Source organism: Actinoplanes sp. OR16 (assembly GCF_004001265.1).
Lineage (GTDB): Bacteria > Actinomycetota > Actinomycetes > Mycobacteriales > Micromonosporaceae > Actinoplanes.
This window is the reverse complement of sequence record NZ_AP019371.1, coordinates 8371850-8389578: the sequence shown is the minus strand read 5'-3', so window position 1 is coordinate 8389578 and position 17729 is coordinate 8371850. Positions and strand designations below refer to the sequence as shown.

The following is a 17729-nucleotide window of genomic DNA, read 5'->3' as shown; positions in this document are numbered from 1 at the left end:
CTCTCTCGTACCGCGTCAGGCCGCGACAGGAGCCTGAGCGGTGACCGGAGCCGCCACCCCGCCGGACAGGTGCCGTAGGTAGGCCGGCAGGGTGAGGAACTCCGGGCAGGTCCGCTCGGTGAGCAGGACGGTCAGCAGCGTCCGGGCCTGGCCGAAGCACCGGGCCGCGTCCTCGTCCAACGCGCCGGTCTCGCTGAGAACGTCCAGTTCCTCGCGGAGCATGCGGGTGACCAGGGCTGCCGTGACCGGCACGCCGTAGTCGGTGAGCGTTCCCGAGGAGATCCACTGCCAGAGCTGGGCCCGGCAGATCTCCGCGGTGGCGGCGTCCTCCATGAGACCGCCGAGGGCGACCGCGCCGCGGCCACCGAGCCAGGCCGCGATGTAGCGCAGCGCGACACTGACGTTGGTACGCAGCGCGACCTCGCTGACCGTCACGTCCGTGGTGCGGACGTCGAGCAGCTCGGCGGCGGTGACCCGCACGTCCTCGCGCTTGCGCACGATCTGGTGCGGCTCGTCGCCCAGCCACTGGTCGAACACCTCGCGGCAGGTCTCGACGAGACCGGGGTGCGCGACCCAGGAGCCGTCGAAGCCGTCGCCGACCTCGCGGCGCTTGTCCTGGCGGACCTGGTTGAGCGCCCGCTTCGCGGCGACCGGGTCACGGCTCGGCACCACCGCGGCCATGCCACCGATCGCGTGGGCGCCGCGCTTGTGACAGGTACGGACGAGCAACTCCGTGTACGCCCGCATGAACGGTGTCGTCATGGTGACCTGGGAGCGCTCGGGCAGCACCGCGTCGGGACGGTTCTTGATCATGCTGAACAGGTAGTCCCACCGCCCGGCGTTGAGGCCGGCAGAGTGCTCACGCAGCTCGTACAGGATCTCTTCCATCTCGAACGCCGCGTTGATCGTCTCGATGAGCACGGTGGCGCGGATCGTGCCGCGGGGGATGCCGAGGTACTCCTGGGCGTAGACGAAGACGTCGTTCCAGAGGCGGGCCTCCAGGTGTGACTCCATCTTCGGCAGGTAGAAGTACGGCCCGCTGCCCCGGTCGATCTGCTTCTGCCCGCAGTGGAACAGGTAGAGACCGAAATCGAACAGGGACGCGGAGACCGCCCGGCCGCCGATCCGCAGGTGGCACTCGGGCAGGTGCCAGCCGCGCGGCCGGACCATGATCGTCGGCATGGTCGCGCCGATGGCGTACCGCTTGCCGTCCGAGGACGTGAAGTCCAGCTTCCCGTCCAGCGCGTCCTTGAGGTTGGCCTGGCCCAGGACGACGTTCTCCCAGGTGGGAGCGGTGGCGTCCTCGAAGTCGGCCATCCACACCTTCGCGCCCGAGTTCAGCGCGTTGATGGTCATCTTGCGCTCCGGCGGGCCGGTGATCTCGACCCGCCGGTCGGTGAGGTCCGGCGCGGCGGGAGCGACCTGCCAGGACAGGTCGTCCCGCACGTGCCGGGTGGAGACCAGGAAGTCCAGGTCGGTGGTCCGGGTGGCCCGGCGGCGCCGGCGGCGCTCCAGCAGCTGCACCCGGCGGGCGCCGAACTCGCGGTCGAGAGCCACGATGAACTCGACGGCCTCGGTGGTCAGGATCTCGGAGTAGCGGCCGTCGGCCGTACCGGTGATGGTGATCTCTTCGGCGCCCATGATGTCCCTGCCTCTTCCCTGATAAGAGCTTTAGAACTGCTCGGCCTCGGTGGAACCCGACAGCGCGGTGGTGCTGCTGTCCGGGTTCAGGGCGGTGGACACGGCGTCGAAGTAACCGGTGCCGACCTCGGCCTGGTGCTTCGTGGCGGTGTAGCCGTCGGCCTCGGCCGCGAACTCGGCCTCCTGGAGCTTCACGTACGCGGTCATGCCGGTCTCGGCGTAACCCTTCGCCAGCTCGAACATCGAGTGGTTGAGCGCGTGGAAGCCGGCCAGGGTGACGAACTGGAACTTGTAACCCATCGCCCCGAGCTCCTTCTGGAAGCGGGCGATGTCGGCGTCGTCCAGGTTCTTCTTCCAGTTGAACGACGGCGAGCAGTTGTAGGCCAGCATCTTGCCGGGGTGCTTGGCGTGCACGGCCTCGGCGAACCGCTTCGCGAACTCCAGGTCGGGCTTGCCGGTCTCGACCCAGAGCAGGTCGGCGTAGTCGGCGTACGCGACACCGCGGGCGATCGCCGACTCCTCGCCGGGCCGGACCCGGAAGAAGCCCTCCGCGGTGCGCTCGCCGGTGAGGAACGGCTGGTCGCGCTCGTCCACGTCGGTGGTGAGCAGGTCGGCCGCGAGGGCGTCGGTGCGGGCGATCACCAGCGTCGGGACGCCGGCCACGTCCGCGGCGAGGCGGGCCGCGTTCAGCGTGCGGACGTGCTGCTGCGTCGGGATCAGCACCTTGCCGCCGAGGTGGCCGCACTTCTTCTCGCTGGCGAGCTGGTCCTCCCAGTGCACGCCCGCGGCGCCGGCCGCGATCATCGCCTTCATCAGCTCGAACGCGTTGAGCGGGCCACCGAAGCCGGCCTCCGCGTCGGCGACGATCGGGGCGAACCAGTCGCGCTCGTACTTGGCGTTCGAGGTGTCGATCTGGTCGGCGCGCAGCAGCGCGTTGTTGATCCGCCGGACCACCGCGGGAACCGAGTTGGCCGGGTAGAGCGACTGGTCCGGGTAGGTGTGGCCGGAGAGGTTGGCGTCGGCGGCGACCTGCCAGCCGGACAGGTAGATCGCCTTCAGGCCGGCGCGCACCATCTGCGTCGCCTGGCCGCCGGTGAGGGCGCCGAGAGCGTTGATGTAGTCCTCGGTGTGCAGCAGGTCCCACAGCTTCGCGGCGCCGCGCTCGGCGAGGGTGTGCCGTTCCTGCAGGGTGCCCCGCAGCTTGACGACGTCCTGCGCGGTGTAGTCACGCTTGACGCCGGTCCAGCGAGGGTCACTGGCCCATTTCCGAGTGAGGTCCTCTGCGGTACCGCCACGGTTACCGGTCAGCTCAGTCATGACGAAAGATCCCTTTCCTGCCCTGTCGCGTCTCCCGTTTGGAAGAACTTCACTTTCACGGACGGTGTACGGGGTCTTGAAGGGGTTCCGTGTGCGAAGAAATGCAAAAATTCTGTTACGGTGAAACCCGTGACCGCTTCACCTTCTGACGTCGACCTCGTGACGCTCGGCCAGCGACTCCGGCACCTGCGCCGCACCAAAGGCATGACGCTCGACCAGCTCAGCGAGGCGGTCGGCCGGGCGCCGTCACAGCTCTCGCTCATCGAGAACGGGAAGCGGGAGCCGAAACTCTCCGTCCTGCAGGCGATCGCACAGGCGCTCGGCGTACCCATGCAGGATCTTCTTCGTCCGGAAGCGCCCAGCAGGCGCGCCGGGCTGGAGATCGAGCTGGCGCACTTCCAGCAGAACCCCGCCTATCAGGCGCTCGGCCTGCCGGTGGTGAAGGCCGGCCGCCGGCTCCCGGCCGACGCGCTCGAGTCGCTGATCGGCATGCACCGCGAGCTCAACCGGGTGCTCACCGAGCAGAGCGCGACCCCCGAGGTGGCCCGCCGCGCCAACGCGCAGCTGCGGGCGGAGATGCGCAAACGCAACAACTACTTCGCGGAGATCGAGCAGGCGGCGGCGCAGGTCCTGCAATCGGTACGGCACACCACGGGTCCGCTGTCGCAGCGCGGCATCCTGGACATCGCCGCGCAGATCGGCTTCACCCTGCACTACGTCAACGACCTGCCCAGCTCCACCCGGTCCGTCACCGACCTGAAGAACCGGCGGATCTACCTGCCGCAGGTCGCCAGCGGCAAGGGCCATGACCCGCGGGCCGTGGTGCTGCAGACGCTCGGGCACTTCGTGCTCGGCCACAACGACCCGGCCGACTACGGCGACTTCCTGCGCCAGCGGGTCGAGGTCAACTACTTCGCGGCGGCGCTGCTCATGCCGGAGAAGTTCGCCGCCGGCTTCCTGGCCGACGCGAAAGCCGACCGGGCCCTCGCCATCGACGACTTCCGCGACGCGTTCGGCGTCTCCTACGAGACCGCCGCCCACCGGTTCACCAACCTGGCGACCCACCACTTCGGCATCCCGGTGCACTTCGCCCGGGTCCACGAGAGCGGCATCGTCTACAAGGCCTACGAGAACGACAACGTGCGCTTCCCGTCCGACGTGACCGGCGCGATCGAAGGACAGCCGGTGTGCCGCAAGTGGGCATCCCGCACGGTCTTCGAAGCCGACGATCCGTACTCGTCGTTCTACCAGTTCACCGACACCACCGCCGGCACGTACTGGTGCACCGTCCACGTGGAGTCGACCAGCTCCGGCCTGTTCTCGGTGACCGTGGGGACGCCCTACGAGCACGCCCGCTGGTTCCGCGGCGGCGACGTGGCCGGCCGGACCGTCTCGCACTGCCCGGATCCGGACTGCTGCCGTCGTCCGCCCGTCTCGCTGGTGGATCGGTGGGCGGGGAATGCCTGGCCGAGCGCCCGGGTGCACTCGCATCTGCTGGCCGCGTTGCCGCCGGGGACGTTCCCTGGAGTGGACAACCGGGACGTTTACGACTTCTTGGAGCGGCGGGCGTAGTAGGTCCCGGGCTCCGCGATCTGGCGTTGGAGTGGGGTTGCGGCGCGGCTGTGGCTCATTGCTGTCGTTCGGGCTGCGGGACAGCAATGGGTCACAGCCGGGCGGGTTTGGCTGTGACCCATTGCTGTCGTTCGGGGAGCGGGACAGCCATGAGTCACAGCTGACAGCGGCCGACAACGACCGGCTGTGACCCATTGCTGTCGTTCGGGCTGCGGGACGGTCATGGGTCACGGCCGGGCGGGTTTGGCTGTGGCTCATTGCTGTCGATTCGGTCGCGGGACAGCCATGAGTCACAGCTGCCAGCGGCCGACAACGACGGGCTGCGGGACGGCCATGAGTCACAGCCCCATCCCGTTCACGATCTGCGAGCGGCCCGATGGAGCGCTCTCACGCGTTCCCGCACCTCAGGCGACTCGCGACGTGATCCCTAAAGAATCCTTAACACTATTTACTGTTAAGAGAACTTAATTTACGTTGATGAACATCCCCGCACCTCCTACATGGGAGTACCTGGATGAAACGCTGGTTCACACTGCCCGCGCTGACCGTCGCAGCCCTGACCGGATCCCTCTTCGTGGCCGTCTCCCCGGCGTCCGCGCACGGCTACATCTCGTCCCCGCCCAGCCGCCAGGCCAACTGCGCGAGCGGCGCTGTGAGCGGCTGCGGCGACATCGTCTACGAACCTCAGAGCGTCGAGCAGCCGAAGGGCTCGACGCAGTGCAACGGTGGCGGCAGCCGTTTCACTGTGCTGAACGACAACAGCAAGTCCTGGCCGGCCGCCACGGTCGGTACGAGCGTCACCTTCAACTGGGTGCTCACGGCGCGGCACTCGACCGCGACGTGGGAGTACCTGATCGGCAACAAGGTGGTGGCGTCGTTCAACGACGGCGGCGCGCAGCCCGGCGCCACGAAGAGCCACACGGTGAACTTCGCCGGGTACTCGGGCCGGCAGACCGTTCTGGCCCGCTGGAACATCTCGGACACCGTCAACGCGTTCTACTCGTGTGTCGACCTGAACTTCGGCGGCGCCACGACGAACCCGACGCCGACGCCGACCGCGACGTCCAGCCCGACGCCGACCCCGACCGCCACGACGAGCCCGACGGCGACGCCGACCCCCACGGCCACCGCGGGCACGACGACCTGGGCGGCCGGTACCACCTACAAGGTCGGTGACCGGGTGACCTACAGCGGCCGGACCTACCAGTGCCGGCAGGCGCACACCGCGATCAGCGGCTGGGAGCCTCCGTACGTCGCGGCGCTGTGGGCCGCGGTCTAGCAGCCAGGCGAGCAGCAGGGGGTCTCCTCCTGCTGCTCACCCTGCTGCTTCCCGGGTGCGGCGCCGACGAGGAACCGCACAACGCGACCGATGTGATGTTCGCGCAGATGACGCTCGCGCAGATCGGCGAGGGCGAGCAGATCGCGGCGGTGGCGGAGACGTCGGCCTCCACGATCGCGATCCGCGAGATCGCCACCGAGCTGCTCGGTCAGTGGCAGTCCGAGAAGGCGACGATGACCGCCTGGCTGACCGATTGGGATCAGCCACTGACGGCGAACAAGGATCAAGGGCTGCATGCCGGGCACGGCGATCTGCACGCCCTGCAACCGGGCGACATCGACGGGTTGAAGGCCGCGCGGGGCGCCGACCTCGATCGGATCGCGGTGGCGCTGCTGCTCGGCAACCTGCACAACACGATGGAGACGCTGCGGATGCAGGCGGACGGCGGCTCGTATCCCGAGGCGACGAATCTGGCCGCGACGATGACCACGACCAGGCAGGGGCAGATCCAGCGCCTTCTCGCCCTGGCTTCCGGGTGAGAATCGGGAGCAAGATCAACCACATTCTTTGTACGGTCGGAGCATGCCTCACCTGATCACTCCGACGATCCGGCTCCACGACGCCTGGCTGCGGTCCCGCGCCGAGTGGGGTCCGGTGCACCAGCCCGGCTCGGGGCTGCGGCCGAACGACGACGTGGAGTCCGCGGCCGGTTTCGCGACGTGGGTGAACCGGCTGCGTACCGAGGAGGACACCGCGATCCCGGCGGCCGAGGGTCTCGTGCACTGCACCTACCGCTGGATCGTGGAGGACGACGAGCTGCTCGGCGCGATCTCGTTGCGCCACACGCTCAACGACTTCCTGTTCCGCGCGGGCGGGCACATCGGGTACGGCATCCGCCCCTCGGCACGCCGCCGCGGCCTGGCGAGCTGGGCTCTCGGCGAGATGCTCGGCGAGGCCGGGAAGCTCGGCATCGACCGCGTGATGATCAGCTGTGACGTGACGAACGAGGCGTCGGCGCGGACGATCGAGAAGCACGGCGGCGTCCTGGAGGACATCCGCGATTCCGAGATCGGCCGGGTCAGGCGTTACTGGGTAACGCTGTGACGGTCGCGCCGAGCAGGTCCATCACCTCCGTCACCAGGGGGTTCGGTGTGCGCCGCCGCGGCGTGGCCACCCCGACGTGGCGGCACGGGCCGGGCGGCGCGAGCCGGATCGCGGCGAGCCCGCTGCGGTCGGCCGTCAGCGCCACCTCGGGGATCATGCTGATGCCGACGCCGGCCCGGACCAGCGACTGCGCGAACTGGTAGTCGGTGCCCCGGCACGACGTCCGCACCTCGAACCCGGCCATCGCCGCGTAGTGGTCGAGCATGTCCCCGACCACGAGGCACCCGTGCACCCAGCGTTCGGCGCCCAGCTCGGCGATCGTGATCGAGCCGCGGTCCGCGAGCGGATGGCCGGCCGGGAAGACGATCCACATCGGGTCGTCCAGCAGCGGCGTCCAGGTCAGGCCGGGCGGTGCCGGCGGGGGGCCGTCGAAGTGGTACGACAGCGCCATGTCGGCGGCTCCGGTGCGCACCAGCCCGAGGCTGTCCTCCGGCTCGCTCTCGATCACGGTCAGCTCGACGCCCGGGTGGGCCGCGGTGAACCGGGTGAGCGCCGGTGGCAGCAGCCGCTGGCCACCGCTGGTGAAGGTCGCCACGGTGAGCCGCTCGACCCGGGCCGCGGTGATCTTCGCGATCTCGGCCTGGGCGCAGAGGAGTTCGGCGGTGATCGACTCGGCGGTCTCGACGAGCACCCGGCCGGCGTCGGTCAGCTCGACCCCGCGGGTGCTGCGCCGCACCACGGGCGTGCCGACGGTCCGCTCCAGCGCGGCGATCTGCTGGGACACCGCCGACGGCGTGAGACGCAGTTCGGCGGCGGCGCGATTGAAGCTGCCCTGCTGGGCCACTGCTGCCAGGATCTGCAGGCGACGCGTGTCGATCATCAGTTTTCCTTAAAACGCCAACAGCAAGTCGTCACTACCGCTTATTACCGTACGGGGTGAGGCTGACTGCGTGAATCGTCTCGCCTGGCTTCTCTTCGCTCTCGTCTCCGTGCTCTGGGGAATCCCGTACTTCCTCATCAAGATCGCGATCGTGGACCTCTCGCCGGTCTTCGTGGTCGCCGGCCGCACCGCCATCGCGGCCGCCGTGCTGATCCCGATCGCCGCGGCCCGCGGCACCCTCGGGGCTCTGCGGGGACGGCTGCGGATCGTCGCGCTGATCGCGATGGTGCACATCGTCGGCCCGTTCCTGCTGATCACGTACGGCGAGCAGCACATCTCGTCGTCGCTCACCGGCATTCTGATCGCCATCGAGCCGGTCGCCATCGCCCTGCTGCTGTCCCGTACCGAGCCGCTCACCCCGATCCGCGTCACCGGCCTGGTGCTCGGGTTCGCCGGCGTGATCGTCCTGGTCGGCCTGGACGTCTCCGGTGATCGGTACGGCCTGCTCGGCGCCGGCATGGTCCTGGCCGCCGCGATCAGCTACGCGGTCGCCACGATGCTGGTGCAGCGCAAGGCCGCCGGCATCCCGCCGGAGACGCTGACGGTCGGCACCACCGTCATCACCACTGTCGTCCTGCTGCCGTTCGCCCTGATGAACCTGCCGTCCGGCCCGGTCGGCGCCGACTCCTGGTCGGCGCTGGTGGCGCTCGGCGTGTTCTGCACCGCCGTCGCGCTCCTCGCGTTCTACCGGCTCATCGTGCTCGCCGGCTCGAACCGGGCGGGACTGGTCACGTACGTCAACCCGGTCGTCGCCCTCGGCCTCGGCGTCGTCCTGCTGAACGAGAGGATCGGCCCGGCCACGATCGCCGGCTTCGCGCTCATCGTGATCGGCTGCTGGTTCTCCACCCGTCCGGCCGCCCCGGCAGGCCGGAACCGGCCAGCGGAGAAGGATCTTCACCTCGTCGGTCGAGATTGACAGAAAACTCTCAGCGTGGCGACAGCGTGTACACCCGCCCCACACAGCCATGTTGCGAAATCTTTTCTGAGTCTTCACGATCAACGAAGTCGAGAAGGTCCGGAGAGGAGTGTCAATGGCGCCGCGGGGTGGGATCACACCTACTGATCGCCCGATCTTCGTGGTCGGCTGCCCCCGATCGGGCACCACGATGCTGCAGCTCATGCTGCACGCCCATGGGCGGATCGCGATCCCGCCGGAGACGAGATTCCTTCTCGCCGGGTACGGCCGGCGCGCCGAATTCGGCGACCTCACCGTCGAAGGCAACCGCCGCGCCCTGGGCACGTGGATCGCCGACTCCGCCCAGTTCGAGGACCTGGGCCTGGACCGGGACACGACGATCGACGCCGTCGTGGCGGCCCCGCCGACCCTGGGCTCGGCCTTCGGCACGGTCTTCAAGCTGTACGCGGACCGCTTCGGCAAACCCCGCTGGGGCGACAAGCGGCCGCTCTACCTGCGGCACCTGCCCACGATCCTGCGCCTCTTCCCGGACGCGCAGATCATCAACATCATGCGCGACGGCCGCGACTGCGTCTCCTCCCTCAAGGAGACGCCGTGGAAGCCCGCCGAGTTCGACACGCTGATCGACTACTGGACGCAGTCCGCCGACGCGTCCCTGCTGGCCGCCCGCCGGTACCCCGCGGACGTCTACCACCTGGTCCGCTACGAGGACCTGGTCGCCGACCCGGAGCCGCACCTGCGCAGGATCTGCGACTTCCTGCAGGAGGACTTCGATCCGGCGATGACGAAGCCGAACCAGTTGGCCTCGGTGGCGGTGCCCGAGTACAAGACCTGGCACACCCTCACCCACCAGGCACCGACCACCGAACGCGTGGCGAGCTGGCGGTCCCGGCTCTCCGAGGACGAGGTGCGCCGCTGCGAGACGGCCTTCGGCGACCGGCTGGCGAAGTTCGGTTACCTGCCGTCGCTCCCGGTGCCCCGCAGCGCCCGCATGCGAGCCGACGCCAAACTGATCGCCCGCCACCGCCTGGGCCCGGCCCGCAGCGCGGCGAAGGACCTGTGGACCCAGGTGCGCACCGGCCACGGCGAACCCCCGGTCGCCGCCAAGCTGACCACCCGCCAGCGATCCGGCTGACCGGGCGCCGGCTGACCGGGCGCCGGCTGACCGGGCGCCGGCTGACCGGGCGCCGGCTGACCGGGCGCCGGCTGACCGGGCGCCGGCTGACCGGGCGCCGGCTGACCGGGCGCCGGCTGACCGGGCGCCGGTGCGGCGGGTCAGCCGACGAGGCGGTGTTCCCAGGCCCAGGCCGCGATCTCGACCCGGTTCCGGGTGCCGAGCTTGGCGTGCACGCTGCCCAGATGCGTCTTCACGGTTCCGACCGAGATGAACAGCTCGGTGGCGATCTCGGCGTTCGTGGCGCCGCGGGCGGTCAGCTTCACCACGTCCAGCTCGCGCGGGGACAGGCCGCTGTCGTCGGCGGGCTGGGCGGGGGTGGCGAGGTGTTTGAGCAGCCGGACCGTGATGGACGGGCTGATCAGGGCGTCCCCGGAGACGGCGGCGCGGACCGCCTCGACGAGCAGGGCCGGGCCGGAGTCCTTGAGCAGGAATCCGGCCGCGCCGTTGCGCAGGGCCGCATGAACGTATTCGTCCAGGTCGAACGTGGTGACGACGACGATCTTCACGGGGTCCGGCACGCCCGGTCCGGCCAGCAGCTTCAGGGCCTGCAGGCCGTCCATCTTCGGCATCCGGATGTCGAAGAGCGCCACGTCCGGTTTCAGCCGCCGGGCCGCCGCGACCGCCTCGACGCCGTCCGAGGCCTCGCCGACGACCTCCATGTCCGGCTGCGCGCCGATGATCATGCCGAAGCCGGTCCGGACCATGGCCTGGTCATCGGCGATGAGCACGCGGATCACGAAATACCCCCGTCAGGAGAGCGGCGACGTCGGGGAAGCGGCGACGTCAGGGAAGCGGCAGGGCCACGTCGACGATCCAGCCGCCGTCGACGCCGGGACCGGCGGAGATCCGCCCGCCGACCGCGCGGACCCGCTCGGCCAGCCCGGCAAGACCGTACCCCGGACGATCACGCGGGCCGGTCGGACGGGGCGGCGGTCCATCGTTCGCGACCCGCAGGAGCAGCTGATGATCGGTACGCCGCAGCCACACGTCGACGGCGGTCGCCTGCCGCGCGTGCTGCCGGGCGTTGGTCAGGGCCTCCATGACCACCCGGTACGCCGAGGTGGAGATCTCCACCGGCAGGCCCGTCCCGTCGTCACCGCCGGTGTCGAGCCGGGCCGGCAGGTCCCCGGCCGCGGTGAACTGCTCCACCAGGGCCGGCAGATCACCGACCCCGGCGACCGGTGCCAGCGGCGCGTCCGGTTGTGACTGAGGGTCGCGCAGCACCCCGACCATCCGCCGCATCGACGCCATCGTCTCGGCGCCGGCCTGCTCGATCTGCTCGAGAGCGACCAGAACCCGCTTCGGGTCCTGGTCGGCGATGAAACGGGCGCCCTGTGCCTGCACGACGATCCCGGTCACGTGGTGGGCGATGAAGTCGTGCAGGTCGCGAGCGAACTCCGCACGCTGCTCCGCCCGTACCGAATCAAGGGCCCGGCGCCGATTGCCCTCCATGGTCCGCAGGGTGACGCCGGCGCCGATGGCGCCGGCGATGCCGAGAGCCTGAACCAGCCCGAACGTCACGTAGATGCTGGATTGCCCGACGCGCAGCGGCATCGTGCCGACGGCCAGGCCGACCGCCGCGCAGGCGAGCACCGCCCACACGGGAGGGGCGTGCCGGGCCACCACGGCGGCGACCCCGAGGAACGCCGCCGCCTCGGCCAGCCCCCAGACACCGCCGAGGGTCTGCCGGGAGACGAGCAGCAGGGTGAACGACAGCGACAGGCCGGCCACCGCGATCGCCGCGATCGGCAGCACCCGGGAGCCGTGCCGGTGCCGGGGCAGCCACACGGCGGCCACCGCGACCGCGATCGCCACCTGGGCCGGCACGTACGCGTGGTCGATCCCGCCGCTGGTGAGGTCGATGACGCCGAGCAGGGCCAGCACGCCGAGGGCGGCGGCCTGACCGGCGCGGAGGAAGAACGTGTTCAGCATCGTGACCCAGCGTAAGCGCTGGACAGGACCCCTCCATCGGCCGAAAGGAAGACCCCGGGCCGTCCCGGAGCCCGCCCGCGGGCCGATGTGCCCGCCGAACGTATCGATCAAGCTGCTCGGCATGCAGACGAAGGTGGTTGAACACACGGCGGTAGCCGCCGTGGATCTGGTGAAGGTGTACGGGTCCGGCGACACCGCCGTGCACGCGCTCGACGGTGTCACGGTGGGCTTCGACCGCGGCCGGTTCACCGCGATCATGGGCCCGTCCGGGTCCGGCAAGTCGACGCTCATGCATTGCCTGGCCGGGCTGGACACCGCCACCTCCGGCCAGGTGCTCCTCGGCGAGACCGACCTGACCCGCCAGCCGGACCGGGTCCTCACCCGGGCCCGCCGGGAACGGATCGGGTTCGTCTTCCAGTCCTTCAACCTGTTGCCGCAGCTCACCGCGCAGGCGAACATCACGCTGCCGCTGGACCTGGCCGGCAACACCCCCGATCCGGAGCTGTTCGACCGGCTGGTGACGACACTCGGGCTGGCCGGCCGGCTCGGTCACCGGCCCAGCGAGCTGTCCGGCGGCCAGCAGCAGCGGGTCGCCCTGGCCCGGGCGCTGGTGAGCCGGCCCGAGGTGGTCTTCGCCGACGAGCCGACCGGCAACCTGGACTCCCGGTCCGGCGCCGAGGTGCTGCGGCTGCTGCGCGACTCGGTGCGGGAGCTGGGCCAGACGATCGTGATGGTGACCCATGATCCGGGCGCTGCCGCGTACGCCGACCGGGTCGTGCTGCTCGCCGACGGACGCCTGGCCGGCGAGATCGACCGCCCGGACATCGCGTCGGTGACGGACGCCCTCCAGGCTCTGGCGGCCGGCCGATGAGGGCGGTCCTGCGTACCCAGCTGGCAGGGGTGGCCCGGCGGCCCGCCCGCATGCTGCTCACCGGCCTGGCCGTGCTGGTCGCGTCGTTCGTGGTCTACGCGACGGTGCTGGCCCAGCAGATCACCGAGCGCAGTGTGCTGAACGGCCTGGCCGGCACGCCCGAGGCGGTCGATCTGGTGGTCCGCGGCGGCGTCCTGGACGCGGCTCAGCTCAAGAGGATCAGCGGGCTGCCGGGCGTTGCGGAGGCGACCGGCCGCGCGGAGGCGGGCCTCGACGTGGACGGCGAGTACCTCAGCCTGACCGCCGATCCCGGGACCGGCCCGCTCAGCGTGATCACCCTGACCGAGGGAAGGATGCCGGCCGGTCCCCGGGAGATCGCGGTGACGCCACGGACCGTCGAGCGTCTCGGGCTCACCGTCGGCGCGACAGCGAAGGCGGACGCGGGCACCGGCGAGGCGGTGCCCCTCGAGGTGGTCGGCGTGGTCACTCCCCGCGACGACTTCGGCTTTCAGGGGTACGCCCCGGCGGCCACGGTGGCGGCACTGACCGGATACGACGTCCTCGACCGGATCGACATGCGCCTGGACGGCGGTGCGGATCCGGCGGTGGTCCGGGATGAGGTGACGACAGTGGTCGCCGGCCCGGTCGCCGACGGTGAGGAACAGCCGGAGGTGGTCATCGGGGCCGACGTCCGGCTGGACGAGGCGCAGCGGGCGGCGAGCGAGGTGACCCAGGTCTTCGCCGTGGTCGGCGCGTTCGTGGCGGTCGCCGTGATCGCGGCCGGGCTGATCGCCGCCTCCACGTTCCGGATCGTCTTCGCCCAGCGGCTGCGGCAGCTCGCCCTGCTCCGGGCGGTCGGCGCCGGCCGGTCCGCGCTGGGCCGGGCCCTGGCGGCCGAGGGCATTCTGACCGGGCTGGTCGCCGGCGTCGTCGGCGTGGCCGGCGCGCTCGCGGTCTGCCACGCCATCCCGCCGATCCTGGGCGCGGTCGGCTTCACGGTCTCCTCGCCCGGCTTCCCGCTGCTCCCGGCCCTCGGCACGGTCGCCCTGGCCGTGCTGATCACCCTGGTGGCAGTCCTCGCGCCGGCCCTCTCGGCGGCCCGGGTGGCGCCCCTGGAAGCCCTCCGCAGCGCCGCCACGACGGGCGCGAAGACCGGCATCGGCGCGCTGCGCTGGATCACCGGCCTGGTCTTCGTGCTGCTGGCCGGTGGCGTCGCCGCGTACGTCGCGGTGAACCTGCCCGGACCCGACCCGGAGCAGTACGACCCGTTGCCCCTGCTGCTCGGCGTGATCGTCTCCGGTGGTCTCGCGTTCGTGGCGCTCATCGCGCTCGGCCCGGCGCTGGTCCGCCCGGTCCTCGCGGTCGCCGGCTGGCCGCTGCGCCGGCTCGGCCCGGTCGGCCGGCTCGCCGTCGGCGGGGTCGGCGGCAGCACCCGGCGGGCCGCCGCGGTCTCGGTCGTGGTGGCACTCGGTGTCACGCTCATCGCCGGGGTGCTGGTCGGCGGCGCGTCGGTCCGTACCCTCGCCGACCGGGAGCTGGCCGGGTCGGCGCCCGCCGACTACGAGCTCACCGCGGCCGAGGGCACGCCGCTGCCGGCCGCGATCGTGGACAGCGCCCGCAACAGCGCCGACCTGACCCGGGTCACGCCGTACCGGCGGGTCGACGCGGTGACGGTCGGCGGCCTGGAGGACGTGGCGGCGACCGACCTGTCGCTCAGCGCGCTGCCCCGGCTCGCCGACCTGGACGCCTCGTCCGGATCGACCGATGACCTCAAGGCCGGCTCGGTCGTCCTGGGCCGTTTCGTCGCCGACCTGGCCGGCCTCGCCGTCGGCGACACCGCGGTGGTCACAGCGGGTAAGGGTCGCGAGGCCCGGCTCACCGTGGTCGCCGTCCTCTCCGACATGGCGCCGCTGCACTCCGGCCTGCTCGTCGACCCGGCCGACCTCACCGCGCTCGGCGCCCCGGCCGGCGCGAGCGGGGTCCTCGCCGACGCGGCCCGGCAGGGCGAGGACGCCCGGACCGCCGGACTGCAGGCGCTGCGCCAGGCCTCGGCCGGTCAGCCCGGAGCCGGCCGGCCGGGAGCCGATCAGTCGGGATTCCGGGTGACAGTGCTCGCCGACCAGCGTGACCAGATGAACGCCGGGCTGACCGTGCTGCTGGCGGTCGCGCTGGTCCTGATCGGGCTGACCGTGCTCATCGCGATCGTCGGCGTCGGGGCGACGACGGCGCTCTCGGTGGTCGAACGGGTCCGGGAGTCCGGCCTGCTCCGCGCGGTCGGGATGTCCCGCGGCGGGCTGCGCACGATGCTCACGACCGAATCCGCCCTGTACGGGGTGATCGGCGCCGCCCTGGGAACACTGCTCGGTGTCCCGTACGCCTGGCTCGCGGTCCTGGCCACCGGCGTGAACGCGCCGCTCGCCCTGCCGGTGCTGCAGCTGGCCGTGGTCTTCCTGGCCCTGGTCGGGCTGACCGCTCTCGCCGGTGTGCTGCCTGCCCGGCGCGCCGCCCGGGTGAGCCCGGTGAGCGCGCTCGGGACCGAATAGGGAGTGACCGTCCGCTCACAGATAACGATCCCTCGATCCGGGGACGCCTGCGAGCGGACGGTCCGGTAGCGTTCACGCCCGCATGATCTTCACGGGGAAGCGGGAGACCGGTTGATGAATCGACGGCTGGCTATCGGGGTGGGCGCTGCTGCGGCGGTGCTGGCGGCCGGTGGGGGAGTAGCGGTCCTGGCCTGGCCGGACAGTGCCGAGCCGACGTTCGTGGCGGAGGCGGTCACCGTCCTCCCGCCCGATCCGGCAGCGGCGCCCCCGAAGATCAAGACCGATCTGAACACCGTCGACATCGCCGCGCAGTCCAGTGGCGGCGACGTCGACCTCCCGGAACGTGAGACGAAGCGGTTCAGCCTGCTCGGCGTCACCTGGTCCGACCCGTCGGCGGCGCCGTCCGGCACCATCCAGGTCAAGACCCGCGGCGTCGGCGGCACGTGGACCGGCTGGCAGGACCTGGAACGCACGGACATCGGCCCGGACGGCGCGGAGGCCGCGGACAACGGACGCCGGGGCGGCACCGAGCCGCTCTGGGTCGGCCCGTCCGACGGTGTCGCGGCGCGGATCGCCGGTGGCGGCGCCGGCCTCCCGGCCGGCCTGCGGCTCGACCTGATCGACCCGGGCACGGACAGCAGTGGACAGGGTGGTGGCGCCGCCGTCACCGAGGAGCCGTCCGCCGAGCCGACCACCGATCCCACCGTGACCGAGCCGGCCGAGACCACCGAGCCGGTCGAGGAGTCCACGACCACGCCTCCCGCCGAGCAGACGACGACCCCGGCCGGGACGCCCGCCACCACCGCGCCGGCGGCGGCCACCACGACCAGCCCGACGGCCAAGGCCACCACCGCCAGCCCGACGGTCAAGGCGGCCACCACCTCGCCGGCGCCGGCCCGGTCGACGACCTCCGCGACCCCGGCGCCGACCTCGACGGTCCCGGTCAAGGCGCAGTTCCCGTCCTACGTGAGCCGGGCCGGCTGGAGCGCCGACGAGACCATCGTGAAGTCGATCAGCATCGGCACCGAGGTCAAGGCGCTCTGGGTGCACCACACCGCGACCACCAACGACTACGCCTGCGCGGACTCGGCGGCGATCGTGCGGGGCATCCAGACCTACCACGTGAAGAGCAACGGCTGGTCCGACATCGGGTACAACTACCTGCTGGACAAGTGCGGCAGGCTCTACGAGGGCCGCAAGGGCGGCGTCGAGACCCCGGTGGTCGGCGCGCACACGCAGGGCTTCAACACCAACTACGCGGCCATCTCGGTGATCGGCAACTTCGAGACGGCGGCCTCGAACGCCGCGATCGAGAAGGTCATCGGCCAGGTCGCCGCGGCCCGGCTCGGCAAGTACGGCTACAACCCGACCAGCAGCGTCGAGGTCACCGCAGGGTCGACGAACGGCAAGTACAAGGAGGGCGCGAAGTTCGTCACCCCGCGCATCTCCGGTCACCGTGACGCCGACGCGACCGCCTGCCCGGGCAAGAACCTCTACGCGCGGCTCCCGGCCATCCGGGCGCAAGCGGTCGAGCAGATCACCGGGCTCGCGCTGAAGCCGGTCACCGGCGCCGTCAAGTCGGGCAGCGTCTTCTACGCGCGCGGCGCCGCCGGCCTGAGCTGGTCGGTCACCACCGCGAACGCGAAGATCGCCCGCTTCGAGGTCTACGTCGACGGCAAGAAGGTCAGCACCCTCGCGAACACCGCCCGGTCCGTGTCGCTCACCCTGGCGGCCGGAAAACACAGCGTGGCGGTCCGCGGCGTGCACGTCTCCGGCACCACCGCCCAGGTCGGCGCGACGATCTACCGGGACGCCACGGCGCCGGTGTGGAGCGCGGGACTGGCGGCCACCCTGCGCACCGGCACGTACAGCATCACCTCGGTGCCGATGTCGCTGACCTTCGCGGCGAAGGACAACGCGGCGCTCGCCGGGTACACCGTGAGCAAGCCGAAGGCGGCCACCCTCGGCGCCACCGCGAAGAGCTGGAACGTCAGCGTGAAGGCGGGCACCACGGCGTACACGGTCACCGCCCGCGACGTGGCCGGCAACACCCGGACGAGCACGCTCAAGCGCAAGGTGACGGTCCTCTCCGAGACCTCGGCGAAGAAGACCGGCGCGTGGACGACGGTGAAGAAGTCGTCGCACGTGAGCGGCAAGGCGCTCTCCGCCTCCACCAAGGGCCGGAAGCTGACCTGGACGTTCACCGGCCGCCACGCCGCGCTGATCTTCGCGCGGACCGCGAAGTCCGGCAAGGTCGCGATCTACGTGGACGGCAAGAAGGTCTCCACGCTGGACCTGAAGGCCGGCAAGAACCTCTACCGCCAGGCCGTCTGGACCCGGGCCCTGACCCCCGGCAAGCACAAGGTCATGATCGAGGTGCTCGGCACCAAGGGCCGCCCGGCCGTCATCTCCGACGGCTTCGCCTACGTCGGCTGAC

Annotated in this window: 14 protein-coding genes; 9 read left to right on the top strand and 5 right to left on the bottom strand. The window is 71.1% G+C overall.

From position 1 onward, the window contains the following. Positions 1–15: 15 nt before the first annotated feature. Positions 16–1641: a malate synthase A gene (gene aceB / locus EP757_RS38640; protein WP_127553285.1), complete on the bottom strand. Its 1626-nt coding sequence runs from the start codon at positions 1639–1641 to the stop codon at positions 16–18. Between the two features lie 30 nt (positions 1642–1671). Continuing rightward, on the bottom strand, positions 1672–2958 hold the full coding sequence (gene aceA / locus EP757_RS38635) for an isocitrate lyase (RefSeq protein WP_127553284.1): 1287 nt from the start codon (positions 2956–2958) through the stop codon (positions 1672–1674). 129 nt (positions 2959–3087) lie between these two features. Here aceA and EP757_RS38630 point away from each other — a divergent pair, with 129 nt between their 5' ends. The 4 genes from EP757_RS38630 to EP757_RS38615 all read left to right on the top strand — a co-directional run bounded on the left by EP757_RS38630 (position 3088) and on the right by EP757_RS38615 (position 6913). Continuing rightward, positions 3088–4530 (top strand): helix-turn-helix domain-containing protein, encoded by a 1443-nt coding sequence (locus EP757_RS38630; protein ID WP_174262490.1) that lies wholly within the window; start codon positions 3088–3090, stop codon positions 4528–4530. 514 nt (positions 4531–5044) lie between these two features. Beyond that, entirely contained in the window at positions 5045–5809 is a 765-nt protein-coding gene (locus tag EP757_RS38625; RefSeq protein ID WP_127553282.1) for a lytic polysaccharide monooxygenase, read from the top strand. Next, positions 5794–6348: a DUF305 domain-containing protein gene (locus EP757_RS38620; protein WP_127553281.1), complete on the top strand. Its 555-nt coding sequence runs from the start codon at positions 5794–5796 to the stop codon at positions 6346–6348. The genes EP757_RS38625 and EP757_RS38620 overlap by 16 nt, the downstream gene beginning before the upstream one ends. Positions 6349–6391: 43 nt before the next feature. After that, the gene (locus tag EP757_RS38615; RefSeq protein ID WP_127553280.1) at positions 6392–6913 is read left to right on the top strand and encodes a GNAT family N-acetyltransferase; all 522 of its coding nucleotides are present in this window, start codon (positions 6392–6394) and stop codon (positions 6911–6913) included. Here the strand turns inward: EP757_RS38615 and EP757_RS38610 are convergent. Beyond that, positions 6888–7793, bottom strand: coding sequence for a LysR family transcriptional regulator (locus EP757_RS38610; protein ID WP_127553279.1), 906 nt, complete (start codon positions 7791–7793; stop codon positions 6888–6890). The two genes, EP757_RS38615 and EP757_RS38610, sit on opposite strands and share 26 nt — an antisense overlap. A gap of 70 nt (positions 7794–7863) precedes the next feature. On the opposite strand from EP757_RS38610, the gene EP757_RS38605 reads away from it, so the two are divergent. Next, positions 7864–8769, top strand: coding sequence for a DMT family transporter (locus EP757_RS38605; protein ID WP_127553278.1), 906 nt, complete (start codon positions 7864–7866; stop codon positions 8767–8769). 115 nt (positions 8770–8884) lie between these two features. After that, the gene (locus EP757_RS38600) at positions 8885–9904 is read left to right on the top strand and encodes a sulfotransferase (protein WP_127553277.1); all 1020 of its coding nucleotides are present in this window, start codon (positions 8885–8887) and stop codon (positions 9902–9904) included. 140 nt (positions 9905–10044) lie between these two features. On the opposite strand, the gene EP757_RS38590 is transcribed toward EP757_RS38600, so the two are convergent. After that, a complete protein-coding gene (locus tag EP757_RS38590; RefSeq protein ID WP_127553276.1) occupies positions 10045–10683 on the bottom strand; it encodes a response regulator transcription factor in 639 nt (212 codons plus the stop codon). 46 nt (positions 10684–10729) lie between these two features. After that, a complete protein-coding gene (locus tag EP757_RS38585; RefSeq protein WP_127553275.1) occupies positions 10730–11878 on the bottom strand; it encodes a sensor histidine kinase in 1149 nt (382 codons plus the stop codon). Between the two features lie 121 nt (positions 11879–11999). On the opposite strand from EP757_RS38585, the gene EP757_RS38580 reads away from it, so the two are divergent. The 3 genes from EP757_RS38580 to EP757_RS38570 all read left to right on the top strand — a co-directional run bounded on the left by EP757_RS38580 (position 12000) and on the right by EP757_RS38570 (position 17728). Then, positions 12000–12749, top strand: coding sequence for an ABC transporter ATP-binding protein (locus EP757_RS38580; protein WP_127553274.1), 750 nt, complete (start codon positions 12000–12002; stop codon positions 12747–12749). After that, on the top strand, positions 12746–15292 hold the full coding sequence (locus tag EP757_RS38575; protein WP_127553273.1) for an FtsX-like permease family protein: 2547 nt from the start codon (positions 12746–12748) through the stop codon (positions 15290–15292). Before EP757_RS38580 ends, EP757_RS38575 begins: the two co-directional genes overlap by 4 nt. A gap of 114 nt (positions 15293–15406) precedes the next feature. Next, the gene (locus EP757_RS38570) at positions 15407–17728 is read left to right on the top strand and encodes an N-acetylmuramoyl-L-alanine amidase (RefSeq protein WP_127553272.1); all 2322 of its coding nucleotides are present in this window, start codon (positions 15407–15409) and stop codon (positions 17726–17728) included. Position 17729: the final 1 nt, after the last annotated feature.